This is a genomic window from Ruegeria sp. BB5 (assembly GCF_056539405.1).
This window is the reverse complement of sequence record NZ_JBQFUX010000005.1, coordinates 54,288-78,138: the sequence shown is the minus strand read 5'-3', so window position 1 is coordinate 78,138 and position 23,851 is coordinate 54,288. Positions and strand designations below refer to the sequence as shown.

Genomic DNA, 23,851 nt, shown 5'->3' with positions numbered 1-23,851 from the left:
TGGCCCCAAGATCAACGGCACTATTAACAAGTTTTCCGACATGGTTACCCCGCACTCTTCCTGCGATGCTTCTTATCCTCAACCGCCACGCTTGCGGGGTCCACATCGCGCAGCAACCGATCCTCGCCCGACAGACACACAAACCGCTGACCGCGCATGCGGCCAATCAGGGTCAGGCCGACCTCGCGGGCGATCTCGACGCCCCAGGCGGTGAAACCGGACCGCGACGCCAGCACCGGGATGCCCATCATAGCGGTTTTTATCACCATCTCGGATGTCAGACGGCCAGTGGTGTAGAGGATCTTGTCGTCCGCCGCCTCACGCTCGGACAGCATCCAGCCCGTGATCTTGTCGACAGCGTTGTGGCGGCCGACATCCTCCATGTAGACCAAAGGGCGGTTTTCAAGGCACAGAACCGTTCCGTGGATCGCCCCGGCCTCAAGATACAGCGACGGGGTTCGGTTGATCTTGGCCGCCAGCTCATACAGCCATGATGTCCGCACTTGAACTTGCGGCAGGCGCACATCCTCGAGCCCCTCCATCATGTCGCCGAACACGGTGCCGACTGCGCAACCGCTGGTGCGGGTCTTTTTCTTCAGCTTGTCCTCGTATGACGTCTCGCGCGCGGTGCGGACGATCACGGTTTCCAGATCGTCGTCATAATCGACCCGCGTGATCTGATCATCATCCAGCAACATGCCCTGATTGCGCAGGAACCCCAGCGCCAGATATTCCGGATAGTCGCCTATGGTCATCGCGGTCACGATTTCCTGGGAATTCAGGAAAATCGTCAAAGGGCGCTCTTCGACAACCGAGATCTGGCTGACCTCTCCATTCTGGTCCACGCCCTCGACCGCGCGGGTCAGGCGGGCCGCGCCGGGATCGGGGGCGATGATGTAGTCCGAGACATCCAGTTCCTTGGCCAATTGCAACCCTTTCCCAAGACCGCTACTGCTGCGGCTATCACCATAGGATTTAACCATGGCAGACACCACATCCAAGTCATACTATTGGAAGGGTTTTCGCGACGGGACCCCGTTCATTTTCGTCGCCATCCCTTTCGGCACCTTGTTCGGGGTATTCGCCACCGAAACCGGGCTGACCATCATTCAGACGATGGCGTTCACGGCAACGGTTTTCGCCGGGGCCGCGCAATTCGCGGCCTTGCAACTGCTGCAAGACAATGCGCCAACCCTGATTATCCTGGCTTCGGCGCTGGCTGTGAACCTGCGGATGGCGATGTATTCAGCCTCGCTGACGCCGTATCTGGGGGCCGCGCCACTATGGCAACGCGCCATTGGCGCATATCTGGTCGTGGACCAGTCCTACGCCAGCTGCATGGTCCGGTTCGAAAAAGAGCCCAACATGACCGTACCTCAACGCATGGCCTATTTCTTTGGCTCGGTCTCACCGATCACACCTTTGTGGATACTGTCCACTTATCTGGGGGCAGTGTTGGGCACGCGAATACCCGAAAGCTGGGCGCTGGATTTCGCCTTGCCGATTACCTTTCTGGCTATGATCGGACCGATGATGCGCACACTGCCGCATGTTGTGGCGGCTTTAGTTGCCATAACGGTCTCGCTGCTGACGGTTGCTGTGCCCTATAATCTGGGTCTGCTGGTGGCCGGATGCATCGGTATGATGGCCGGGGCGCAGGCGGAATTGTGGCTGGAACGCAGAAAGGTCACGTCATGAACGCGGTCGATCCGGTCACCATGTGGATCATCATCGTCGGGCTGGCTTTGGGCAGCTACGGCCTGCGGTTCGTGTTCCTCGGACTGGTCGGCGATCGCCCGATGCCCCCCTGGCTGCTGCGCCATTTACGCTATACCGCCGTGGCGATCCTGCCTGCCCTGATCGCGCCGCTGGTGGTATGGCCGACCGCAACTGGCGGCCAGCCGGACATACCGCGCATGGCGGCAGCCGCTGTCGCGCTGATGGCCGGGTTGATTACGAAAAACGTGCTTGCCGCGATCTTTTCCGGGGCCGCGACCCTTTACGCGCTGCTGTACCTATTGGGCTAGCGCACCGCTCTGCTGGTTCAGCAGGGCATTGTTCGCCGCCAGACCCTTTTGCAGATCGGCATCGTCATTTTCGCGATACTCGGTGGTGGACACCCCCGGTATCTGGCCGAATTGCTCGGACAGTTTGACCGGATAAAACGTGGTTCCGATCTGTTCGAACCCTGGCACCTGCTGCAACAATCGAGAGGTAGAGTTGGCGCAGTATGCACTGGATACCGGCCCCATCTGCTTGGCCAGCTGCAGGGCGATTTCCGCCTGTTGTGGGGTGACCTCGATGGTTTGGATACGCGCAAAATGCGTTTCGCGCGCGTGGCTGCTGCGATAGGCGCGCTCGACATTTGGAGTGATGCCGTACAGCACGTCGTTCTTGATCGGCACAACATCCGCGCGGAATGAACCTGCGGGGTCAAAAATCACCCGCTCACTACCACTGATCATCAACGAGGTATGCGCCCCCGAACCGGTTCGGGTGCTGATCATTGTATAAAGTGTCAGCGTCGACGGACCCGGATCACGGTAAGACCGTGCCACGACTTCTGACTGATCTGCCTGAGGGCGCTGCGACCCGGTGCAGCCTGCAACAGTTGCCGCCAGAAGGCAGGCAAACAAAATCCTGATCACGGTCGACCCCGGTTTGGATTACGCGGCGAAGACCGCCAGGAACAGGCAAAGGAAAGCAATCGCAACCACGCACCATGTGGTGGCCTTGATGAAACCGTTGAAGGTTTTGGTTTGGACGGTGATGTCCATTTCGCCGTGCTTGTATTCAGCCATGACTCAGAGATTCCTAATTCGCGTGTTTGAGATGTTGGATAATCGAAAAATCGAGGCCTGTCACCACGTCATTCGCGCGCAGGGGTCACGGATTGAAACACGGAACATCCCGGATAACCAAACCCCCACCGCCAGGGCAGGCCGGAACAGGGCCCGCCGCCCAAACGCACGGCGGTATACATCGCCTCGGCCGTAAAGAAGTGTGCCGTACGAATCTGGTCGGGGGTCATTTCATAGCGTTGGGCATAATCCTCGGCATGGTCATCGCCGTGTTGTTTGACGCAGGTGCGCAGCGTGTCATCCGCCGACAGGCGTGCGTCAAAGCTTTCCTCGGCTTGCAATGCGCCGCCTGCGTTGTGATAGGCGCGGTCATGGCTCACGCAGCAATATTCCCACGGCGGGTGCGCCTCGTATAGCGCGCTGAAATTGGGGAAGGTTTCAGCCACAAAGCGCCAACTGGCCGACAAACCGCCGGAACAGCCATCTGTTTCAAAGGGAATGGGCTCGGCATCCCCACGTTGCGCGATCAGCGCGCGGTGGGCTGGCATTTCGATGTTTCGCATGAATTCCTGTGCCGTTGCCGGGGCGGCCATTACTGCTAGCAAGGCCGCCAGCTTATGGGCTTTCATCGCGCATCGCCTCTGTGTCGATGGACATGCCAAAAGTGGTCGCCATCCATAACAGCAACCGCTCGGCCGGGCCCATTTCAGCTCGCACCCGCAGCACCTCGTTGGCCATTGCAGGACGGTCGGTGATCAGCCCATCCACCCCCATCGAGGCCATGGCCGACATCTGCAACGGATCATTCACTGTCCAGACATAAATATCCTTGCCCGCCTCATGGACCGAGCGCACCAGACCCGGCGTCGCCATCGCGGCGTTGACGGCAAGGAAATCGCCCTCAAGCCCTGTCAGGTCACCCACCGCCGTTGCCGCCAGAACGCCAGCCCGCCAATCGGGGCGGATGGACTTCATCTTTTGCACGGCGGGGTATTTCAGCGACATGGTGGCAATGTCGTCCTGCATCCCCAACTCTTCGACAAGGGCCACCACGCGGTTTTCCAGATCGACATCATGGCCGTAATATTTCAGCTCGATGATGACCTTGGCTTTACCTTTTGCGGCCTCAAGCACCTCACGCAGAGTCGGGGTGCGTTCATCGGCGTATTCGGGACCAAACCAGCTGCCGATGTCGATCTGGGCGACATCCTCCATCGTCGCATCCCAGACCTTAAGGTTCACGCCCGCAAGTTTCATGAAATCGCTATCATGGGCGACGATCACCACGTCATCCGCCGTTTCCTGCACATCGATTTCAACCCAGTCCGCACCGTCTTCGATGGCCTTGAGCACTGCGGCCATGGTGTTTTCCGGGCGCACCGCCGCCGCGCCGCGATGACCGATGACCTCGGCGCGGTCGGGAGCTTGCACACGTTCCAGCAAATGCTGACCAAACCACAACCCGATCAACACAGCCACCACGGCTGCGCCGACGGTTGCCAACAGCGGAATACGCAGACTGCCGGGTTCGGGATGCAATGGCTCGTCTGTCTTGATCTCAAAAAAACCATCCAGCAACACTGCCAACGCGCCCAACGCAGTCGCCGCCAGCACCAATCCGGCCAATGACCAAACTCCTGCCACCAACAGGCTGTAAAGCAAGGCCAGACGCAGATGGCTGGCGCCCTGCAGGGGAACGATGGCGAACAGGATACCCGCGACCCAGGCAATCAGCGCGGCGATGATCAGACGCAGGATCAGCCATATCGCCAGTTCGATCTTGAGGCGCCCGCGTTTGCCCTCCATCCGATTGGCGCTGATGTTAAATGCATGCCCAGGGTGGACATTTTCAAACAGGACCAGATGCAGCGACAGCGCCCAAGCCGAGAGCCTGCGTATCAGCACCCAAGCCATGACCAGAACCACGGCCCCGATCAGCACTACCGCGACCCAGAACGAGGGCGGATGGAAGGTCAGGTAATAGTTGATGTCATATTCGGTCAGCGTCCACCACGCGATCAGTGCTGCAACCACAGCAAAAGGCAGCACCAGCAGCAGAACGCGCAGCACGAACCGCACTGCAAATCCAAATAGTGCCGGAAGGCGCGACAGGATCAGGCCGATGGCGGAACTGCCCGCGCGCCATGGATCGGCTTCGCCCATCCGCAACGATGCGGTCATGACCGAGAAAACAAATACTTCGGCCAGAAGAAACAGGCTCAGCACAGCAACAGCAGCGATGAAACCGGCGGGTGACAGGATAAAGGCGGCGATGGCCTGATCCGTCAGCGCGGTTTGATTCGACAGCGATACGGCAAGGTTTACGGTGATCGCCACGCCCGGTGCAATCAATGCCACCAGCAGCAGGCGCACGGCGATGTAGATCGGCACGAACACGCGACGGCGCGCCCAGGCGCGCCTGTAGGCAGTTGTAACGTCTGAGAAACTGGTCACGTGGCCCCCTTGAAAGTTGCACTCATTCAAGGCTGCGCAGACGTGAATTGCAAGTCAGGTGATCAGCTTTCTTCCAGATCCTTGGCCAACCGGAATCCAATGCGATTGGCGGGCTTGTCCTCGACCGACTTGGGCAGGGCCCGCAGCATCACATTCAGTTGGCTGACATGCTGCACCAGCTGGGTTCGCGCACCGGTTGCGTCCGAGCCATAAAAAGTGATGATATCGGGATCGAAATAGCCCATGCCTTCGATCCGCATCACACCCGCATCGCCACCGGTAAAGCCCATGGCGACCTCTTGATCGCCGGTCAGCGTTTGTTCGAAATTCTGGATATACAGGATCAGCCGCTCATACGCCCATTGCGCCGGGCTTTTGGTCTCGACCGGTTTTTGCAGCTGTCCGGGCAGATCCTTGGCACCGGATTTCGCGTCCGGGTTGGCGTGGACCTCATAGCAACGGGGCAAAGCTGCCGCTTCTGCTGCCTCGGCCGATGTTTCGATCTGGTCCTGCATGGCTTTACCCTTTGCGCTGAAACTCCCACGCCCTGTCCGCGCGGCGCGTCCGGTTGACAGTTCCAATGTGGTAAAGATGGTTCAGATGTGCAACCGCTTCGACCAAAGCCAGCCCATACTCGCCTTCTTTGATCTGGCGCTTGAATAGAGGCATGAAACAATCGGCCGCGGTTTTGGGTTGGTCCAGATAGTCCTGCAACCGGTCCAGCGCGCCGTGGTGGTTGTCGATCAATTGCTTCATGCGCAGGGGCAAGCCGGTAAAAGGCAGCTTGTGCCCACCCAGCGCCAGATGATCAGGCCGCGCCAAGCCTTGCAGACGCTCACATGCCTCCAGCCACTCGGCCACGGGATCAGCCAAAGGTTCGGTGACATAGACGCCCAGATTGGGGCTGATCGAGCTGAGGATCTGATCCCCGGTGATCACCAGATTGTCATCGCGGCTCCAGAACGTGGCGTGTTCTGGGGCGTGCCCGTTGCCCATATGAACGTCCCAGTCACGGCCACCCATGCGGATGACGCTGCCCTGCTTGATCCGGGTAAAGCCCAGAGGCATTGGATAGACCGTGTCGCAATAGTTGAACGGACGCTCGGTCATCCGTTTGGCCAGAACACCCGCGTCCATGCCCGCGCTGCGGTAATAATCCAGCGTTTCCTGCGGCCAGCTTTCCTGCACATCCAGCTGCAGCATGCGCGAGAAAAGCCATGCGGTACGCGAGGCCACTAGTTCCACGCCGTGTTCCGATTGAAACCAGCCTGCATTGCCCACGTGGTCGGGATGGTGATGGGTCACTACCACCCGGTTGATCGGCTTGCCGCCCAGCGGACCCCCCATTAGGGTTTCCCAGATGCGACGGGTCTTGTTCGAAGACATGCCCGTGTCGATCACTGTCCATCCATCGCCATCGTCCAGCGCATAGATGTTGACGTGATCCAGCGCCATGGGCAGCGGCAGGCGCATCCACAGCACCCCTTCAGCAACCTCGATCGCCTCGCCCTGCGCCGGAGGCTCAGGCCAAGGATAGCGGATTGCCAAAGGTGTATCCCCGTCCATTACACCGCCAACTCCTCAGTGGTGAGCGCATAGATGTCCTCGGCCCCGTTCTGCGCCTGCGTCAGCAGACCGGCATATTCCGGCAGCAATGCGTTGATGTAGTACCGCGCCAGTTTCAGGCGCGGACCTTCGGGGTCAGCCAGCGCCGCCTTCAGGTGGTAATGCGCGCCCAAAACGCGGGCGAAGGCGTGCAGATAAGGCACAGCACCGGCAAACCGAGCGTTCATGTCCGATTGCGCCACAATCCACTCGGTGGCTTCGCGCAGGCTTTCGGTCGCCTCCCATACGGGACCCGCCAGACCCGGCAGGCTGGCGCGGGCCTGTTCGGCGTGATCCTCGATCTCGTCCAACAGGCGCGAGGCTGCTTCGCCCCCATCCATCATCTTGCGCGCCACAAGGTCCATGGCCTGAATGCCGTTGGTGCCCTCATAAATCGCGGTGACGCGGACGTCGCGGTAATATTGGGCTGCACCCGTTTCCTCGATGAACCCCATACCGCCGTGAACCTGCACACCGGTTTCCGAGACGCGCATGCCTGTTTCAGTTCCGAAGGCCTTGCAGATCGGGGTCAGCAGCGCGGCGCGTGCGGACCATTCGGCGTCACCGGTGGCCGTGGCCATATCAATAGCAGCCGCATTGGCCAGCATGATGGCGCGCGCGGCAAAGGTATCGGCGCGCATGCTCATCAGCATCCGGCGCACGTCCGCATGGTCGATGATGGTGCCCGAGGGCGTCTTGCCCTGCTTGCGGTCCAGCGCATAGGCCAGCGCGTGCTGGTAGGCACCCTCGGCAGCCCCAACACCCTGACCACCAACACCCAGGCGGGCATTGTTCATCATGGTGAACATCGCAGCCATGCCACCATGTTCCTTACCCACAAGCCAGCCCTTGGCCCCGTCATATTGCATGACACAGGTTGGTGATCCATGCAGGCCCATCTTATGTTCCAGCGACACCACTTTCAGATCGTTGGCCACACCGGGATTGCCGTTTTCATCGGGCAGGTACTTGGGCACCAAAAACAGAGAAATCCCCTTGGTTCCAGGCACACCATCCGGCAGGCGCGCCAGCACCAGATGGCATACATTCTCGGTAAAGTCGTTGTCACCCCAAGAGATAAAGATCTTCTGACCCGAAACCGAATAGGTCCCGTCGCCGTTGGGCACTGCCTTGGAAGACAAAGCCCCCACATCCGATCCGGCCTGCGCTTCGGTCAGGTTCATGGTGCCCGACCATTCGCCCGTCATCATCTTGGGCAAGTACAGAGATTTCAGCTCGTCACTGGCGTGATGTTCCAGCGCTTCGATCTGGCCTTGCGTCATCAACGGTGCCAGTTGCAGCGACAAGCACGCGGCCGACATCATCTCATTTACAGCGGTGGTCAGGGCCATCGGCAGGCCCATACCACCGAATTCTGGATCGCCGCTCATCCCGATCCAACCGCCTTCGGCAATCGCTTTCCACCCATCTACGTAACCGGGCGATGTACGCAACACGCCATTTTCCAACCGCGATGGCTCCAGATCACCGGGGCGTTGCAGCGGGGCCATTACCTCTTCGCACATCTTGCCGGCCTCAGACAGGATCGCACCGACCACATCTTCGCTGGCTTCCGAAAACTTCTCGGTCGCCGCGATTTGATCGAATCCGACGACGTGGCGGAACAACAATTCATAGTCGGAAATGGGCGCGCGGTATGGCATGTCTTCCCCCGGGTCTGTTTGGGTCGGTTTTTGGCGGGTGGGGTTGGAAATTGCAATGCCCACCTTTATGCATCCTTGATTGGTCGGAAACGTAACTGGCCTTGTTCTGCAAGCAATCAAAACGCGGCGTCACATGAAATGAACCCTAACGGCACTTTGGATTTAGCCGCCGATCCGGGCGGAATCGCACAGGCAGCTGACTTGCTGCGGCAGGGCCTGCTGGTCGCCTTCGCCACTGAAACTGTCTATGGGTTGGGCGGCGATGCCCGCAATACCGAAGCCGTGGCCAGCATTTATGCCGCCAAGGGACGACCCAGCTTTAACCCTTTGATTGCGCATGTGGCCTCTGCCGAGGCAGCGCAGCGATATGTCGAATGGTCCGAGCGGGCCGAGACGCTGGCTGCCGCGTTCTGGCCCGGCCCCCTGACAATGGTTCTTCCTCTGCGCGAGGGGCACGGGATTTCACCGCTGGTCACAGCCGGGCTAGAGACGCTGGCGGTTCGGGTCCCAGCACATGGTACGGCCCGGGCGTTGCTGTCAGCCTTTGATGGGCCGGTGGCAGCGCCATCGGCCAACCCCTCGGGTCAGATCAGCCCTACGACTGCCGATCACGTGCGCGCGGGTCTGAATGGGCGTATCGCGGCCATACTGGATGACGGCCCCTGCGGTGTTGGTCTGGAATCCACCATTGTTGGACTGGCCGGAGAGCCCGCATTGCTGCGCCCCGGCGGTGTGGCGCTGGAACAGATCGAAACCGTTTTGAATACACAACTGCACCTGCATCAGGCCTCGGATGTACTGACTGCGCCGGGCCAGTTGCAATCGCACTACGCCCCCGACGCACCCGTACGCCTGAATGCGGCCGGCCCGCAGGGTGACGAGGTTTTGCTGGGGTTTGGCGCTGTTCCGTGTGATCTGAACCTGTCAGATAGCGGTGATTTGACCGAAGCCGCCGCAAACCTGTTCTCGGCCCTGCACAGGTTGAACACCACAGGCCGCCCGATTGCGGTGTCACCGATCCCCGATCATGGGTTGGGCGCGGCTATCAATGACCGCCTGCGCCGCGCCGCCGCGCCGCGCGACAGCTGATCAGGCGCGCCCGGCGCTGGCCGACAGGGTCAGCGGGTCAACACCCAGCGTCGCCAGCGCAGCCTCCCACTTTTCATCATCGGGCACATCGAACACCAGTTTCGAGGTCGCCTCGGTGGTCAGCCAACCGTTCATGGCAATCTCATCCTCTAGCTGGTCGGGACCCCAACCGGAATATCCCAGCGCCAGCATCGAGTTCAAAGGCCCCCGCCCCGAGGCCAGATCCTCGAGCACATCCAATGTCGCGGTCATGCTGAAATCATCCGAGATTTGCATGGAATGCAGGTTGGCATCGTAATCCGCGCTGTGCAGGACAAATCCGCGCGACATCTCAACCGGGCCGCCAAAATGAACCAGACGTTCGCCCACGACAGGGATGCTGCAGGCGATGTTCAACTGGCTGAGCAGGGTTTTGATCCGCAAATCCGACGGTTTGTTGACAATCAGGCCCATGGCCCCGTCCTCGCCATGGCTGCAGATATACACCACCGAGTGATCGAAACGTGGATCACCCATTCCAGGCATCGCGATCAACAGTTTTCCGGTCAGATCCATGGATTTAAAACTCTTGCTTCGTCTTCCTTCAACAATGGCCCCGGCACGTGGGGGTTGGCAAGGGATCAGGTCACATTTTGCCAGATTTCACCCCAGTGACCGGAACGTGACTTGGAATCACCGGCAAGACCACGCATCTATGGAGTATGACGCGTTATCTTAAATCAACCGCGGCCGCCCTGACCGCCTGTTTTGCCCTGACCGCGCCCGCCCACGCGCAGGTTGAGGACGACGTTGTGCAACTGGATGTGCTTGATGGTGGGCGTACGGCCAATGGCACCTATCTGGGGGCGCTGCGGCTGACGCTGAAGGACGGCTGGAAAACCTATTGGCGCGCACCCGGTGACGCCGGTATCCCGCCGCAGTTTGATTGGAACCGCTCGCAAAATGTGGGTGATGTGGCGATCACCTGGCCTGCGCCCCACGTATTTGTACAAAATGGCCTGCAATCGCTGGGCTATGCCGATCAACTGGTGCTGCCTGTTGAAATTACTCCAAGCGACCCCGCCAAACCCGTGCGGTTGCGTGGGGAAATGGATTTGGGCGTCTGCAAGGATGTCTGCATCCCCGAGACGTTGGATTTCGACCATACGCTGGACGCTGACGCCGGGCGCAACCCAGCCATTGCCGCAGCACTGGCCCAACGCCCCTATTCTGCGAAAGAGGCTCAGGTGACTGCCGCCAGCTGCCATCTGACCCCCACATCAGACGGTATGCGGATCGAAGCTCGCGTAACCATGCCCTCGGCCGGAGGGCGCGAGGTTGCGGTGATCGAACCGGGAAACCCCACGCTTTGGGCCTCGGAACCCGAAACGACACGGCAGGGCGGGACCCTGGTGGCCACATCCGAGGTGATCAGCGCCTCGGGCGGACCATTTGCGCTGGACCGGTCCGACATACGGATCACGGTGCTGGGCGCCAATCATGCCGTCGACATTCAGGGATGCAGCGCGGGCTGAGAGATGGGGAATACTCCTAAGATCGGCGCGCTGGCCGTTGTTGTACATGAAACCCGCGTGCTGCTGGTGCAGCGCAGCAAACAGCCAGATGCGGGGCTCTGGGGGTTTCCCGGTGGGCATGTGGAATGGGGCGAAACGGTGATGCAAGCCGCGCAAAGGGAGTTGCGCGAGGAAACCTCGGTCATCGCGGAACCGCTGTGTTATCTTGACAATCTGGACCTTCTGCGCCGCGACGAACAGGGCGCTGTGCAGTCGCATTACCTGCTGGTCGGGGTCGCTTGTGAATATCGTTCAGGTTCTCCCGTCGCAGGGGACGATGCGCTGGACGCCCGCTGGTTTTCGATAGATCAGATCAGACAAGGTGACCTGCCCATGAGTGATCGAGTCGTCGATCTGCTGGAAACCGCGCTGCAGGCGCGTCAGGCCGCCCGTCTCTTGAGCCGCACGTAGAGCAAGCCGGACAACACGACGCTTAGCATCAGAATTGGTAGCGCACCGGCAAGGAACGCTCCCAGCCCCATATGCAGCGCCGCGATGCCCTCATCCCCCGGGTAGAGCCCTGACAACAAACCAACTGGCGCGCCAGTCATCGCGGGCCAAATCATCGTCATGCCAAACCACAGCAGCAACACAAGCCCGGTGGCCATCACCGTGCCCTGCACCACTCGATCCGGTGCACGCATCGCCCGGCGCAACGCAGTCATCGGGCGTGACAGGTCGTTTAGAATAGCCAGCAGCGCCGGCACCAGTAACAACACCAGGAACATTCCGAAACCCAGCCCGTACACCAGCGTGATCACCGAAGGTTTGAGGAACTGCGCCTGTTGCGAACCTTCATACAGCAACGGTGTCAGCCCCAAAACCGTCGTCAGCGTCGTCAGCATCACGGGTCTGAGTCGATCCGCCGTGCCTTCGACAATCGACGGCACCAACCCCCGCTCTCGCTGATAGGCGTCAATGGTCGTGACCAGAACGATCGAGTCGTTGATGATGATCCCAGTCATCCCCAGCAGGCCGATCACGGTAAACATGCTCAGCGGCACATCCCATATATAGTGCCCCCAGATCGCGCCCACCAATCCAAACGGAATGATCGCCATCACCACCAAAGGTCGCGTCCAGCTGGCAAAAACCCAGGCCAGCACAAGGTAGATCCCGGTCAGACACAGGATAAGGCCAGTGCGCGCCTCGGTCAGGAATTCATCTTCTTGCTCGCTCAGGCCCGTCAACCGCCATTCGACCTGCCGTTCGGCGGCGATATTGGGCAGGATCTCGTCATTCAGCGCCCGGGCAATTTCTGCCGCACGGGCCGGATCATCCTCGGAGATGTCACCCCCCACCGTAATCACCCGCAGGCCGTTATTGCGCCGCACCGTCGAAAAGCCTGACTTGCGCTCGACCGAGACGATATCGGCCAGCGGCACATAAACGCCATCCGGCGTGCGCATAAGGGTGCGTTCCAGAAAATCGGCTGTCAGTTCACCTTCAGGCAATTCGACACGGATTTCGGCGCTGCGCGGACCGTCGGGGAAAGTCGCGGCCTCGATCCCGTTCAGACGATCCCGCAACACGCGGCTCAGTGTTTCCATACGAAAACCCAGCGCCTGCCCTATGGGTGTCAGATCCAGAATGAAGTCTTCCTTGTCATAGGCCAGGTCGTCCTGCAGCGCCGAAACCTCGGGGTATTTCGCCAATTCGGCCCGCAGATCTTCGGAAGCTGCTTTGAGCGTGTTCACGTCGGCGCCATAGAACTGCACCTCGATTGAATCACCGCCGGGCCCGGATCGCCAGCCGCGGAAGGTCAGCATCTCGACCTTGGGATGACGCGGTACAAAATCCTGTAACTCGCCCACGAACTCAAAGCTGGAATAGGGGCGCAGGTCGGCGTCGATCAGCTCGATTGAAATCCCGCCCAGCAAGTCCTGATCCTTGCCTTCTGCGGCGGGCGGGTTGAACCATCCGGCATTTCCGCCTACCTCGGCCAACACATAATCGATAGGATTGCGGCCATGGCGTTCTTCGTAAATCTGTCCCAGTTCTTCGGCAGCGCGCTGGATCTCGCGCATCATCGCCAGCGTATCTTCGCGGGTCGCACCTTCGGCCATGATAAAGTTGCCGGTGACCGAGCCGCGTTCGGGCGCGTTGAAAAAGCGCCAGTTCACGTCACCTTTGATAAATAGCGCTATCTGGCTGGCCAGGATCACCACCATCACGGCCACAACCACATAGCGGGCCCAAACCACCCAGGCGATCAGCGGGCGGAACAGGTGATCGCGCACCCAGCGAAACCCGCGATTGACAACGCGGTTGGGCAAGTCATACCAATGTTCTTTCGCCGAATGCGCGATAGCGTGGGCCATGTGGTTGGGCAGAATCAGGAAACATTCGATCAACGAGGCGATCAGCACCGCAATCACAGTGAACGGGATGTCATAGATCAGTTCCCCAAACCGGCCGCCGATGGCGGTCAGACCAAAAAAGGCGATCACGGTGGTCAGGGTGGCGGCGAATACCGGCATCGCCATGCGCCGCGCAGCACGTTCGGCGGCCACAATCGGGGCCTCGCCTAGGCGGCGGGCACGGAAATCGGCGTGTTCGCCAACAACAATGGCGTCATCGACCACGATGCCCAGTGTGATGATCAGCCCGAACAGCGAAATCATATTGATCGACAGCCCGCCGATATACATGAACGCAATCGCCGCTGACATTGCCACCGGGATACCCGCCGCAACCCAGAAGGCGATACGCGCATTCAGGAACAAAAACAGCAGGCACACCACAAGGCCCAACCCCATCAGACCGTTGTCCACCAGAATATCCAGGCGGTCGGTGATCGCCTGGGCACGTGTGCGGATCAACTCGATCGTCACTCCTTCGGGCAGGCTGGCCTGTAGTTCGGCCACCACATCCTCGACCGCGCGCTGAATCTGAATCGCATCCCCCAGGTTCGAACGGTCGATGCGCACCGACATGGCGGGGTTTTCGCCAACAAAGTAACTGCGATTGCGATTGACGCCTTCCACCCGAATATCCGCAACATCCCCGATAAAAAGTTTTGAGCCATCGGCAAAATTGCGCAGCGCAATGCCCTCAATCTCTTCGGGGGTGCGCTTTTCGGTGCCAGTACGGATGCGCGCATTGGCGCCCGTGACATCACCTGCGGGGCTGGCCATCGCTTCAGCGGCTATGGCCTGCGCAATATCGGACAGGGTGATGTCATTGGCGATCAATTGCGCCGTTGGCACTTCGACCACCACGCGCGGCGCGGCAAGGCCGCGAATCGTGGTGCGGGTCACGCCAGCGGCAAACAGGCGGTTGATCATCTCGTCGGTGAACTTGGCCAGTTGATCCGGGTCAACGGGGCCGGTCACGACCACATCCGTCACACGATCCCGCCATGCACCACGCCGGATCGAGGGTTCTTCGGCGTCATCAGGCAGGTTGGTCACACTGTCGACGGCGGTTCTGACCTCATCTACGGCGCGCGACATGTCCCAGTTCGGCTCAAACTCCAGCCGGATGTTGGCGCGCCCCTCGCGCGAGGTCGAAATCGCGCTGGCAACCCCTTCGACCGCCAGCAGAGCGGGTTCCAGCAGCTGGACGATGCCATTGTCCACATCCTCGGGGCCCGCACCTTCCCATTCGACGTTGACAACGACACGTTCAAGGATGACGTCCGGGAAGAATTGCGCCCGCATCGACGGGATCGCCGCCGCGCCCAGCACCAGCATCACCAGCAACAGCAGGTTGGCCACCGTCCGGTGGCGGGTGAAGTAGCTGAGGATACCGCCCGCCGCGCCGGGGATGTCGCGCATCATGGCGCTTACCCTCCTGCCCGGGTCTCGATGCTGCGCACCAGTGAGGCCGGGACACGGCTCTCACTTAATTGTCCCAGAACACGAGCCTTGACGTCGTTCGGCATCTGATCGCTTGCCTCGACCCGCGCCACCAGTTGGGCGCGCTGTTCATCCGACAATTCAACCATGTCCGGTTCCGCCCCGGCATTGGCCTCGATCCGCAGTGGCCGCACCCGAACCCCGCCACCCAACAGCGGCGTCCGGCCAACAACAACCTCGCGCCCGACCAGACCATCACCGCGCAACAACACCTCATCGCCCTGGCGACGGATCAGTTGCACAGGCAGCGCCTCGAGCCTGTCATCGGGGCCCAGCACCAGCACCGTGCCCGCCGCATCAAGAACAGATGATGGCAAACGCACCACATTGTCCAGCTGTTGTTCCTGTACTGTGACCGTAACGAAATCGCCGGGCTTGAAACCGGGCGCGTCGTCCAGACGGGCATAGATCAGACGGCCAGTCTGCCCTTCACCCGCTGATCCGCTGTCGCGGCTGATGCGCCCCGTGGCGATCAGATCGGTTCCTGTTACCTCAAGCGATACGGTCACCGGCGCCTCGATCAGATTACCCTGGGCATCCAATAGGCGCACAAACTGCGCAGTCGAGACACGGAACGCGACCTCAAGCGCGTTGGGATCCACTAATTCCGCCAGTTTTTCATTCGCCGCAACCAACCGGCCCTCGACCAGGGTCACATCCGTCAGCGTCCCGGCAAACCGCGCGCGGACGGTCATGTCGTCCAGATCGCGTTCAGCGGCCTCAAGCGCGATACGGGCACGGGCCAGCAACGTGGTTGCCTGATCGACGCGCGATTCCGCCTGCGCCAGTGCGATACGACGCGCCAGAACCGCCTGCTGTGCGGCCGCTTCGGCCAGTTCGGCCTCTTCTGCGGCGGCAGGCGTGCCCACCCCGCGGCTTTGCAAATCCTTCTGACGCTGCATGGCACGTCCACGCAAGGCCGCCTGCGCCTCGGCCGAGTTCAACTCATCCTGCGCCAAAAGCAGTGAGCGTTCGGCATCGCGTTCCTCGAACTGAGCGTCCAGCAGGTCGGACTTGGCGCGGTCCAGGGCCGATTGTGCGTCAGCCGGGTCCAGTTCGACCAGAACTTCGCCGGTGGTGACGACGCCGCCATCCTCAAAATCCTCAGCCAACGAGATCACGCGCCCGCCCAATGCGGCGCGCAGCTCCAGGCGGCGGCGGCTTTGCACCTCGCCAAAGGCTTCGAGATAGGGGGTTACCGTCTCTAACTCGGCCGGTTGCACGCTGACGGCAAAAATGCGTTCGCGGCCCTCGGGTGGCTCACTGTCGCGGTTCAGGGCCTCTTGCACCGCGCTGACAATCAGCTGTACCGCGACAAATACCAAGGCCAGCGTTAGAAACGCCAGAAAGACACCAACAAGGCTTTGCCTCAAAAATCGCATCTATCACTTACCCCGGTCGCATCAGGCTACCATATGCAAAACGTAGCCGGGCACGGAAAAATGCCAAGCCACAAAGCGGTTACAATCAGTTATACGTGCAACCAGTCTACTTCCGTCGGAGATGTTCGTCCAATCTTGGCATTATTTCCACGAAATTGCAGGGACGATGCCGGTAATCGAACTGTTTTTCTAAAATACCGTCCCAGGCGTCCTTGCAGGCACCGGGGCTGCCGGGCAGTGCAAACAGATAAGTGCCCTCGGCCACGCCACCCGTGGCGCGGGATTGCACCGCTGAAGTGCCGATCTTTTCCATCGAAATGAGGGTGAAAACAGTGCCGAATGCCTCAATTTCCTTTTCATAGACGTCCCGGTGCGCCTCAACCGTCACATCGCGGCCGGTCAAACCGGTGCCACCGGTCGAGATCACCACGTCAATGTCCGGGTCACCGGCCCACAGCCGCAACTGCGCCGCGATCTCACCGCGCTCATCGCGGATGATCTTGCGGTCGGCCACCGAATGACCCGCGCGTTCGATCCGGTCGACCAATGTCTGACCCGAGCGGTCATCGTCTAGCGATCGCGTATCCGAGACGGTCAGAACGGCGATCCGAACCGGAATGAATTCCATGCTTTCGTCGATGCGTGACATGTGGTGTCAGGCCCTTTCCATGATGGCAAGCCGGATGGCGAGGGCAGCGAAAATTCCCCCGGTCACCCAGCCCATAATACGTGAGGCGCGCGGGTTTGAGATCAGAACCTTCCCCGCGCCCCCGGCAAATACGCCCACCAGCCCATTTACCACAAACCCGCCCAGCGCGATGATGACGCCCAAAATCAGGAATTGGGGCAGGATCGGCCCTATGGCGGGATTCACGAATTGCGGGATAAAGGCCAAAACGAACAGGATGACCTTGGGATTGGTCAGGTTTACCACCAACCCGTCGCGAAAGGCGTGGCTTGTGGGCTTGGCAGGCGCATCGGCGGACACCGCCCCGTTCCGGATCGCGCCCCATGCCAAATACAGCAGATAAGCCACCCCCATCCAGCGGATTACATCGAACAGCCATGGCATCGTCGCTACGGCGGCCCCCAACCCAAGCCCCGCTACAAAAACATGAACCATCGATCCGAGGGAAATTCCCGCGCTTGCAGCGAAAGCCGGTTTGGCACCTGACCGCAAACCTTGCCCAAAGCAAAACAACATGTCTGCGCCGGGGGTGAAATTCAGTGCCAAAGCTGCCGGAATAAACGCCAGCAGCGTGACCATTTCTATCATAAGGTGACCTCGAACCAGTTTACTGTGGGGCCCAGGTTGGCGATCTGCGTGCGGCCTAGGTTGCCGCGATAGCCCCAGCTGTCATGGATGTGTCCACACAGCGCAAGTTGCGGCTGCAAGCGTTCCACTGCGTCGCGCACGGCCACGGACCCCACCGCATCGCCCAGCGACGTGACATCGCCGTACCCCTTGGGCGGTGAATGCGCGATCAGGATATCCGCCGCGTCACAACGGTCCAGCAATTCAGTGGCCTCAGCCTCGGTCAGGTCACAGGACCAGTCGCCAAAAGGTGTAACCGGCACGCCATACCCCAGCCCGAACAGCCGCAGGCCGTCCAATGTCATGCCGGTGCCGTGCAGCACATGGTCACCTTCCGGCGCGGCCTCGACCAGTTCCTGCGCGCTTTCGGCATTGCCGGGCACCATCACGAACGGTGCGGTGATGCCGGACAGCATCGCCATCGCCTGGTCCAACCCCTGTCGCGCATTGCAGAAATCCCCAGCCCCGATCACCAGATCGGCCTCGGCGCTGGCCGCGACGACCTCGGCCGCGCGGTTGCGTGCCATATGCAGATCGGAAAAGGCCAGAATGCGCATCACTTGCCCTCCAGCCGGGCTTTCAGCTCTAGCAGATCAGCCCAGGCCTGCCGCTTCATCTGTGGTTGGCGCAGCAGGTAAGCGGGGTGGAACATCGGGATGACCGGCAGGTTCAGCGCCTGTGCCCATTGCCCGCGCAACCGGGTGATACCGCGCTTACCCAGCACCGCCTGACAGCTGATATTGCCTATAATCACCAGAACCTCGGGCTTGGCCAGCGCCACGTGCCGTTCCAGAAACGGTTTCATCATCCCGATCTCTTCGGGTTTCGGGTCGCGATTCTGCGGCGGGCGCCAGGGCAGGACGTTGGTGATATAGGCATTCTGGGTGCGATCCAGATCAATCGCCGCCAGCATCCGGTCCAGTAATTGCCCCGCGCGGCCGACAAAGGGCTTGCCTTCACGGTCCTCTTCACGGCCTGGCGCTTCGCCGATGATCATGACCCGTGCGCCCGGCGTACCATCTGCAAAGACCAACTGCCGCGCGCCACGCTTCAGCTCGCAATGCTCAAACGTATCCATCGCCGAACGCAATTGTTCCAGCGACCCAGCACCTTGGGCTGCCGCTTTCGCCACGGCAACTGGATCTACCTTCTTGGGTTTTCCCGGGGCAGTCTGGGCCACGGCGGGCTTTTTGGCTTTGGGCGCAGTGTCAGGCAACGCAAAACGGTCAACCGGCGCATCGCCGATTGCGTCCGTTGCACCCAGTTCGATCTGCCACTCCAGCAGAGCCCGGGCCGTATGATAGTCCAAAGCCGATTCCATACCCTTCAATCTAACCAGCTTTTGAACGAGGGAAAGCGAATAGGCCTTGATCGGGCGGTCGGTCGCACCGACCATGAGAGTATTCATGTTGGTTCTATTGCGATTCCTTATGATTACTTTGCTGCTGACCACCCTCAGCGGCCCTGCTTTTGCGCAGCTTTTCGACCGCAACGGCCAATGCCGCCCCGGCCAGTTCCAATGCGGCACAAGGTGCTGTTCGGGCGGACAGAGATGCAGCTTTGATGGCCATTGCATTCCTCTGGGTGGCACCTATTGCGGGGGCGGGCGCACCTGCGGCCCGTTTGAGCGCTGCGTTGCGGGGGGCACGCGATGCGCGCCTGCGGGGGCGAACAGTTGTACTTCGCGCGCGGATTGCCCGGGCGGCTCGATCTGCAATGCGCGCCGCGAATGTGAACGCATCACGCCCGATTTTGACCCCAACACAGCAATCGAAGGCCTGCCAACCGTGTGCGATGATGGCCTGACTTGCGGTGCGGGATCGTCCTGTCTGCCGGGCGGCGGATGCTCGCGCCCCGGATGGTTTTTGTGCGAGGAAACCGGCTCGCAATGCCGCCCTGGGTTCAAGTGTTCCGAACATCAGGGATGCGTGCCGATAAAGGCCATCGACTGCGGCTATGGCAAATGGTGTAAACCCGGCGAACAATGCCTGCCCGAGGGTGGATGCGAGAAACTGCCCGAAGGAACCGATCCTTAGGTTGCCTAGGCGCGCGGACCTTCCTATAAGCGGCCCGATTGTCAGACAGGAGCCCGCCCATGCGTTTCGCCCATCGTCACCTTCTTGGCATCGAGCATCTGTCGCAATCCGATATCACCGCTATTCTTGATCTGGCCGAGACATATGTCGACCTGAACCGGCAATCGACTAAGCATTCCGACGTTTTGTCGGGGCTGACGCAGATCAACATGTTCTTCGAAAACTCGACCCGCACGCAGGCCAGCTTTGAACTGGCGGGCAAGCGGCTGGGCGCGGATGTGATGAACATGGCGATGCAGGCCAGTTCGATCAAAAAGGGCGAGACCCTGATCGACACCGCCATGACGCTGAACGCGATGCATCCCGATCTGCTGGTGGTGCGGCATCCGCATTCCGGCGCCGTCGATCTGCTGGCGCAAAAGGTCAACTGTGCGGTGTTGAATGCGGGCGATGGCAAGCATGAACACCCGACACAGGCCTTGCTGGACGCGCTGACGATCCGTCGCGCCAAGGGCCGCCTGCACCGGCTGAACATCGCTATTTGCGGCGATGTCGCCCATTCCCGCGTGGCACGGTCGAACCTGATCCTGCTGGGCAAGATGGAAAACCGCATCCGTCTGATCGGCCCGCCCACTTTGGTGCCCGACCACTTTGCCGAATTTGGTGCCGAGATCTATGACGACATGAATGAGGGCCTTAGGGACGTTGATGTTGTCATGATGCTGCGCCTTCAAAAGGAACGGATGGATGGCGGCTTTATTCCGTCCGAGCGTGAGTATTACCACCGCTATGGGCTGGACGCCGCCAAGCTGGCGCTGGCCAAATCCGACGCCATCGTCATGCATCCCGGTCCGATGAACCGTGGGGTCGAGATTGACGGGACCCTGGCCGACGACATCAACCGCTCGGTCATTCAGGAACAGGTTGAAATGGGGGTCGCCGTCCGCATGGCTGCGATGGAACTTTTGGCCCGCAACCTGCGCGAGGTGGCATGAGCGATCTGACCGTTGCCCCCCATGAACGCGGCGTGATCCGCCTGTTCACGCTGAACATGCGCCCGGAAGAAGCCAAATTTCTGCGTGAACCCGGTGCCGCCGATCAAATTCTGGGCGTCGCGGGGCTGGACTCTGAACAGATCGACGTCTTTGCGATCTCAGACCTCGAGGACCTGGGGCTCTATGGCTATCTGAACGAGGGCTGCGGCGTGTCCGCCGATCAGTTGGATCGCACAGCGCTTGAAGCCATAACGGGTTGGGTCATGGTGGTCCGCAGCGCTGCCTTTGGCGGTCGCGCAGCCACTCTGATCCCGGACAAACGGCTGCGCCTGATCGGGCTGTTCACCGAAGAGGCTACCAATTGGACCGGCGGTCCGATCGAAACCGAAAGCGCAAAACCGTTCTCGGCCCCTCAACCCGCATCCCAAAACGACCAGCCCCGCCGCATCGGTTCTGCCGTTCTGGCACTAGTGATCCTTTTGGCCGTCGGAGGCATCCTGTGGCTGATCCTGTGACCTTCTCGCCCGACAGAGGCACTTATATTCGCACCAACGCATGGCTGGCCGCCGTAGCCATGGCGGGTGCGATGATTGTGCTTTGGCTGATCGGAAACCCCTATCCCTGGACCGGCGCGCCTGCCGGTCTGGCCGCCGTCGGCATCCGGGCATGGTACATGGCCTCGGAAGAACTGGTCGCCACCTGGACGATGACGGACACCACCCTCACCGGCCCCGGCCCGCGCAAGGTGGCACTGAACCAGATCAAGGTGGTCAACACCATGGGCAGTTTTGTCCAGATCGTCACTAAGGGCGGCGACAAGCACCTGATCAAATATCAGGCGGATTCCGCCGCCACCAAAGCCGCAATCGAAAGGGCACTGGCATGAGCAACCTGACCTTCACCAACGCCCGCCTGATCGACCCGGAAACCGGCACGGACAGCCTTGGCTGGCTGCAGGTGGGCAACGGCCAGATTACCGCGCGCGGTGACGGCGACGCACCGTCCACGGATACGCCAATCATCGATTGCAGCGGGCACTGCCTTGCCCCTGGCATCGTCGATATCGGCGTCAAAGTCTGCGAACCGGGCGAGCGGCACAAGGAAAGCTATAAATCCGCCGGTCTGGCAGCAGCAGCCGGCGGTGTGACCACCATCGTTACCCGTCCCGATACCAGCCCGGCCATCGATACGCCCGAAAGCCTTGAATTTGTCACCCGCCGCGCGCAGGCGGATACGCCGGTCAACGTCTTGCCCATGGCCGCCCTGACCAAAGGACGCGACGGGCGTGAGATGACCGAGATCGGTTTTCTGCAAGATGCGGGCGCGGTGGCGTTCACCGATTGCGATCACGTTGTCACCAACACCAAGGTATTCTCGCGCGCTCTGACCTATGCGCGGTCTTGCGACGCGCTGGTTATCGCGCATCCACAGGAACCTGTCCTGAGCGCCGGGGCCGCCGCTACCAGTGGCAAGTTTGCAACCTTGCGCGGATTGCCCGCCGTCACGTCCATGGCCGAACGCATGGGGCTGGACCGCGATATTGCCCTGCTGGAAATGACCGGCGCTGCCTATCACGCCGATCAGATCACCACCGCCCGCGCCCTGCCCGCACTGGAGCGCGCCAAGCGCAATGGGCTGGACATTACTGCGGGCACCTCGATCCACCATCTGACGCTGAACGAGCTGGACGTGGCCGACTATCGCACCTTCTTCAAGGTCAAGCCGCCGCTGCGGTCCGAAGATGACCGTCAGGCGGTTATCGAGGCCGTGCACAGCGGCTTGATCGACATCATCAGCTCGATGCACACACCACAGGACGAGGAAAGCAAACGACTGCCGTTTGAAGAAGCCGCCTCGGGCGCTGTTGCGCTGGAAACGCTGCTGCCCGCAGCCCTGCGCCTGTATCATTCGGAACAGTTGGACCTGCCGACGCTGTTCCGGGCCATGGCGCTGAACCCGGCAAAACGGCTGGGGCTGGACAGCGGTCGCCTGTCCGAGGGCGCGCCCGCCGATCTGGTGCTGTTTGACCCGGATGTGCCCTTTGTGCTGGACCGGTTCTCGCTGAAATCAAAATCGCAAAACACACCGTTTGACGACCAGCGGATGCAAGGTAAGGTCACCGCAACTTACGTGGCTGGAAAAGAAGTTTACCGGAGACCCTGATGCCGCCATTTGACAGTTCGATGACCCAGCTGATCCTCTGGGCTGTGCTTGGTTATCTGATGGGGTCTGTTCCCTTTGGCATGATCGTCGCCAAGGTCATGGGGCTGGGCAACCTGCGCAATATTGGGTCAGGCAATATCGGGGCAACCAATGTGCTGCGCACCGGCAACAAGGCAGCCGCGGCGCTGACGCTGATCTTTGACGCCGCCAAGGGCGCGGTGGCCGTTCTGTTGGCGCGGGCACTGGCTGGGGAAGACGCCGCCCAGATCGCGGCACTGGCCGCATTTTTGGGCCACTGCTTTCCTGTCTGGCTGGGCTTTAACGGCGGCAAGGGCGTGGCCACCTTTCTGGGCCTGTGGCTGGCGCTGGATTGGCGCGTAGGTGTGGCCTGCTGCCTGACATGGCTGGTGGCTGCAGCGATCTGGCGGATTTCATCACTGGGCGCGCTGGTGGCTGCGGCCATGTCGGTTGTCTGGGTGATTGTGCTGACGGACAGTTCAGCCTTTGCGCTGAGCATCATCCTAACCCTGCTGGTCTACTGGCGCCACAGCGCCAATCTGGCGCGGATCAAGGCGGGGACCGAGCCGAAAATCGGCAAATCGTGATTGCGCCAACCGGTTTTCTGAACGCCTTTTTCGCGTTGCCCGAGGGTACGTTTACCGGTTATGCCAATGGGCGGCGCTATGTGGTCAGCCGTTCGGTTTTTGGCGCTGGAAGGTCTCTCAAACTGGTGGCCCATCAGCTTGGCGGCCCGGACTATATCAGCATGAACTTGTATTTGACGCGACAAAGTGGTGCCCTGCTGCGCCCCTGTGAAATGCCTGCCGATAAGGTCGTTTCATTCGTCACCGCTCTGATCCCGGATACGTAATCTGCATCACCAAAACTTGTGTTACCGGACCTTCACAATTGATTGTCTTGAACGTGATCAGGG

27 protein-coding genes are annotated in these 23,851 nt (G+C 60.6%); 12 read left to right on the top strand and 15 right to left on the bottom strand.

All coding sequences use genetic code 11. From position 1 onward, the window contains the following. Positions 1 to 44 precede the first annotated feature (44 nt). Positions 45 to 932, bottom strand: a complete 888-nt coding sequence (locus ACR0DL_RS13245) for a formate dehydrogenase accessory sulfurtransferase FdhD (RefSeq protein WP_480689745.1) — start codon at positions 930 to 932, stop codon at positions 45 to 47. Between the two features lie 49 nt (positions 933 to 981). Here ACR0DL_RS13245 and ACR0DL_RS13240 point away from each other — a divergent pair, with 49 nt between their 5' ends. Together ACR0DL_RS13240 and ACR0DL_RS13235 are read left to right on the top strand one after the other, a co-directional pair. Further along, positions 982 to 1,698 (top strand): AzlC family ABC transporter permease, encoded by a 717-nt coding sequence (locus ACR0DL_RS13240; protein WP_170551681.1) that lies wholly within the window; start codon positions 982 to 984, stop codon positions 1,696 to 1,698. Further along, a complete protein-coding gene (locus ACR0DL_RS13235) occupies positions 1,695 to 2,027 on the top strand; it encodes an AzlD domain-containing protein (RefSeq protein ID WP_170350769.1) in 333 nt (110 codons plus the stop codon). The genes ACR0DL_RS13240 and ACR0DL_RS13235 overlap by 4 nt, the downstream gene beginning before the upstream one ends. Here the strand turns inward: ACR0DL_RS13235 and ACR0DL_RS13230 are convergent. The 7 genes from ACR0DL_RS13230 to ACR0DL_RS13200 form a co-directional block, all read right to left on the bottom strand. Beyond that, entirely contained in the window at positions 2,016 to 2,648 is a 633-nt protein-coding gene (locus tag ACR0DL_RS13230) for a hypothetical protein (RefSeq protein ID WP_170350684.1), read from the bottom strand. The two genes, ACR0DL_RS13235 and ACR0DL_RS13230, sit on opposite strands and share 12 nt — an antisense overlap. A gap of 18 nt (positions 2,649 to 2,666) precedes the next feature. Further along, positions 2,667 to 2,801 carry an aa3-type cytochrome c oxidase subunit IV gene (locus ACR0DL_RS13225; protein WP_058281864.1) on the bottom strand — a complete coding sequence of 45 codons (135 nt, stop codon included), beginning with the start codon at positions 2,799 to 2,801 and terminating at the stop codon, positions 2,667 to 2,669. A gap of 68 nt (positions 2,802 to 2,869) precedes the next feature. Further along, positions 2,870 to 3,430 (bottom strand): hypothetical protein, encoded by a 561-nt coding sequence (locus tag ACR0DL_RS13220; protein WP_480689580.1) that lies wholly within the window; start codon positions 3,428 to 3,430, stop codon positions 2,870 to 2,872. Next, positions 3,417 to 5,255: a glycerophosphodiester phosphodiesterase gene (locus tag ACR0DL_RS13215; protein ID WP_480689578.1), complete on the bottom strand. Its 1,839-nt coding sequence runs from the start codon at positions 5,253 to 5,255 to the stop codon at positions 3,417 to 3,419. Before ACR0DL_RS13215 ends, ACR0DL_RS13220 begins: the two co-directional genes overlap by 14 nt. A gap of 62 nt (positions 5,256 to 5,317) precedes the next feature. After that, on the bottom strand, positions 5,318 to 5,770 hold the full coding sequence (locus tag ACR0DL_RS13210) for a DUF6173 family protein (RefSeq protein ID WP_170350687.1): 453 nt from the start codon (positions 5,768 to 5,770) through the stop codon (positions 5,318 to 5,320). Between the two features lie 4 nt (positions 5,771 to 5,774). Then, entirely contained in the window at positions 5,775 to 6,821 is a 1,047-nt protein-coding gene (locus ACR0DL_RS13205; RefSeq protein WP_480689576.1) for an MBL fold metallo-hydrolase, read from the bottom strand. Then, entirely contained in the window at positions 6,821 to 8,524 is a 1,704-nt protein-coding gene (locus ACR0DL_RS13200) for an acyl-CoA dehydrogenase family protein (RefSeq protein WP_480689574.1), read from the bottom strand. Before ACR0DL_RS13200 ends, ACR0DL_RS13205 begins: the two co-directional genes overlap by 1 nt. A 138-nt stretch (positions 8,525 to 8,662) precedes the next feature. Here ACR0DL_RS13200 and ACR0DL_RS13195 point away from each other — a divergent pair, with 138 nt between their 5' ends. After that, the gene (locus tag ACR0DL_RS13195) at positions 8,663 to 9,613 is read left to right on the top strand and encodes an L-threonylcarbamoyladenylate synthase (protein ID WP_480689572.1); all 951 of its coding nucleotides are present in this window, start codon (positions 8,663 to 8,665) and stop codon (positions 9,611 to 9,613) included. Here ACR0DL_RS13195 and ACR0DL_RS13190 read toward each other — a convergent pair whose 3' ends face one another. Next, the gene (locus tag ACR0DL_RS13190; protein ID WP_170350691.1) at positions 9,614 to 10,168 is read right to left on the bottom strand and encodes a YqgE/AlgH family protein; all 555 of its coding nucleotides are present in this window, start codon (positions 10,166 to 10,168) and stop codon (positions 9,614 to 9,616) included. Positions 10,169 to 10,314: 146 nt separating this feature from the next. Here ACR0DL_RS13190 and ACR0DL_RS13185 point away from each other — a divergent pair, with 146 nt between their 5' ends. Further along, positions 10,315 to 11,127 (top strand): protein-disulfide reductase DsbD domain-containing protein, encoded by an 813-nt coding sequence (locus tag ACR0DL_RS13185; RefSeq protein ID WP_480689570.1) that lies wholly within the window; start codon positions 10,315 to 10,317, stop codon positions 11,125 to 11,127. A gap of 3 nt (positions 11,128 to 11,130) precedes the next feature. Further along, positions 11,131 to 11,577: an NUDIX hydrolase gene (locus ACR0DL_RS13180; protein WP_480689568.1), complete on the top strand. Its 447-nt coding sequence runs from the start codon at positions 11,131 to 11,133 to the stop codon at positions 11,575 to 11,577. Here ACR0DL_RS13180 and ACR0DL_RS13175 read toward each other — a convergent pair. The 6 genes from ACR0DL_RS13175 to ACR0DL_RS13150 form a co-directional block, all read right to left on the bottom strand. Next, entirely contained in the window at positions 11,547 to 14,948 is a 3,402-nt protein-coding gene (locus ACR0DL_RS13175) for an efflux RND transporter permease subunit (RefSeq protein WP_480689566.1), read from the bottom strand. The two genes, ACR0DL_RS13180 and ACR0DL_RS13175, sit on opposite strands and share 31 nt — an antisense overlap. A 5-nt stretch (positions 14,949 to 14,953) precedes the next feature. Further along, positions 14,954 to 16,408, bottom strand: coding sequence for an efflux RND transporter periplasmic adaptor subunit (locus ACR0DL_RS13170; RefSeq protein WP_226689303.1), 1,455 nt, complete (start codon positions 16,406 to 16,408; stop codon positions 14,954 to 14,956). 106 nt (positions 16,409 to 16,514) lie between these two features. After that, the gene (moaB, locus tag ACR0DL_RS13165) at positions 16,515 to 17,057 is read right to left on the bottom strand and encodes a molybdenum cofactor biosynthesis protein B (RefSeq protein WP_170350700.1); all 543 of its coding nucleotides are present in this window, start codon (positions 17,055 to 17,057) and stop codon (positions 16,515 to 16,517) included. A 6-nt stretch (positions 17,058 to 17,063) separates the two neighbouring features. Beyond that, entirely contained in the window at positions 17,064 to 17,684 is a 621-nt protein-coding gene (locus ACR0DL_RS13160; RefSeq protein ID WP_170350701.1) for a LysE family translocator, read from the bottom strand. Beyond that, complete coding sequence (locus ACR0DL_RS13155) at positions 17,681 to 18,280, bottom strand: metallophosphoesterase family protein (RefSeq protein WP_480689564.1); 600 nt, start codon at positions 18,278 to 18,280, stop codon at positions 17,681 to 17,683. Before ACR0DL_RS13155 ends, ACR0DL_RS13160 begins: the two co-directional genes overlap by 4 nt. Beyond that, positions 18,280 to 19,044: a uracil-DNA glycosylase gene (locus ACR0DL_RS13150; protein ID WP_480689743.1), complete on the bottom strand. Its 765-nt coding sequence runs from the start codon at positions 19,042 to 19,044 to the stop codon at positions 18,280 to 18,282. Before ACR0DL_RS13150 ends, ACR0DL_RS13155 begins: the two co-directional genes overlap by 1 nt. An 85-nt stretch (positions 19,045 to 19,129) precedes the next feature. Here ACR0DL_RS13150 and ACR0DL_RS13145 point away from each other — a divergent pair, with 85 nt between their 5' ends. Genes ACR0DL_RS13145 through ACR0DL_RS13115 form a run of 7 tightly spaced genes read left to right on the top strand, consistent with a single transcriptional unit; the run spans position 19,130 to position 23,788 of the window. Then, positions 19,130 to 19,759, top strand: coding sequence for a scavenger receptor class F, member 2 (locus ACR0DL_RS13145; protein ID WP_254428549.1), 630 nt, complete (start codon positions 19,130 to 19,132; stop codon positions 19,757 to 19,759). A 59-nt stretch (positions 19,760 to 19,818) separates the two neighbouring features. Further along, positions 19,819 to 20,754: an aspartate carbamoyltransferase catalytic subunit gene (locus ACR0DL_RS13140; protein WP_170377822.1), complete on the top strand. Its 936-nt coding sequence runs from the start codon at positions 19,819 to 19,821 to the stop codon at positions 20,752 to 20,754. After that, positions 20,751 to 21,269: a hypothetical protein gene (locus tag ACR0DL_RS13135; RefSeq protein ID WP_480689562.1), complete on the top strand. Its 519-nt coding sequence runs from the start codon at positions 20,751 to 20,753 to the stop codon at positions 21,267 to 21,269. Before ACR0DL_RS13140 ends, ACR0DL_RS13135 begins: the two co-directional genes overlap by 4 nt. Then, positions 21,254 to 21,640, top strand: coding sequence for a hypothetical protein (locus ACR0DL_RS13130; RefSeq protein WP_480689560.1), 387 nt, complete (start codon positions 21,254 to 21,256; stop codon positions 21,638 to 21,640). Before ACR0DL_RS13135 ends, ACR0DL_RS13130 begins: the two co-directional genes overlap by 16 nt. Further along, the gene (pyrC, locus tag ACR0DL_RS13125) at positions 21,637 to 22,917 is read left to right on the top strand and encodes a dihydroorotase (RefSeq protein ID WP_480689559.1); all 1,281 of its coding nucleotides are present in this window, start codon (positions 21,637 to 21,639) and stop codon (positions 22,915 to 22,917) included. The genes ACR0DL_RS13130 and pyrC overlap by 4 nt, the downstream gene beginning before the upstream one ends. Beyond that, the gene (plsY, locus tag ACR0DL_RS13120; protein ID WP_170350708.1) at positions 22,917 to 23,522 is read left to right on the top strand and encodes a glycerol-3-phosphate 1-O-acyltransferase PlsY; all 606 of its coding nucleotides are present in this window, start codon (positions 22,917 to 22,919) and stop codon (positions 23,520 to 23,522) included. Before pyrC ends, plsY begins: the two co-directional genes overlap by 1 nt. After that, positions 23,519 to 23,788 (top strand): hypothetical protein, encoded by a 270-nt coding sequence (locus ACR0DL_RS13115; RefSeq protein ID WP_170350709.1) that lies wholly within the window; start codon positions 23,519 to 23,521, stop codon positions 23,786 to 23,788. Before plsY ends, ACR0DL_RS13115 begins: the two co-directional genes overlap by 4 nt. The last annotated feature ends 63 nt before the right edge of the window (positions 23,789 to 23,851 follow it).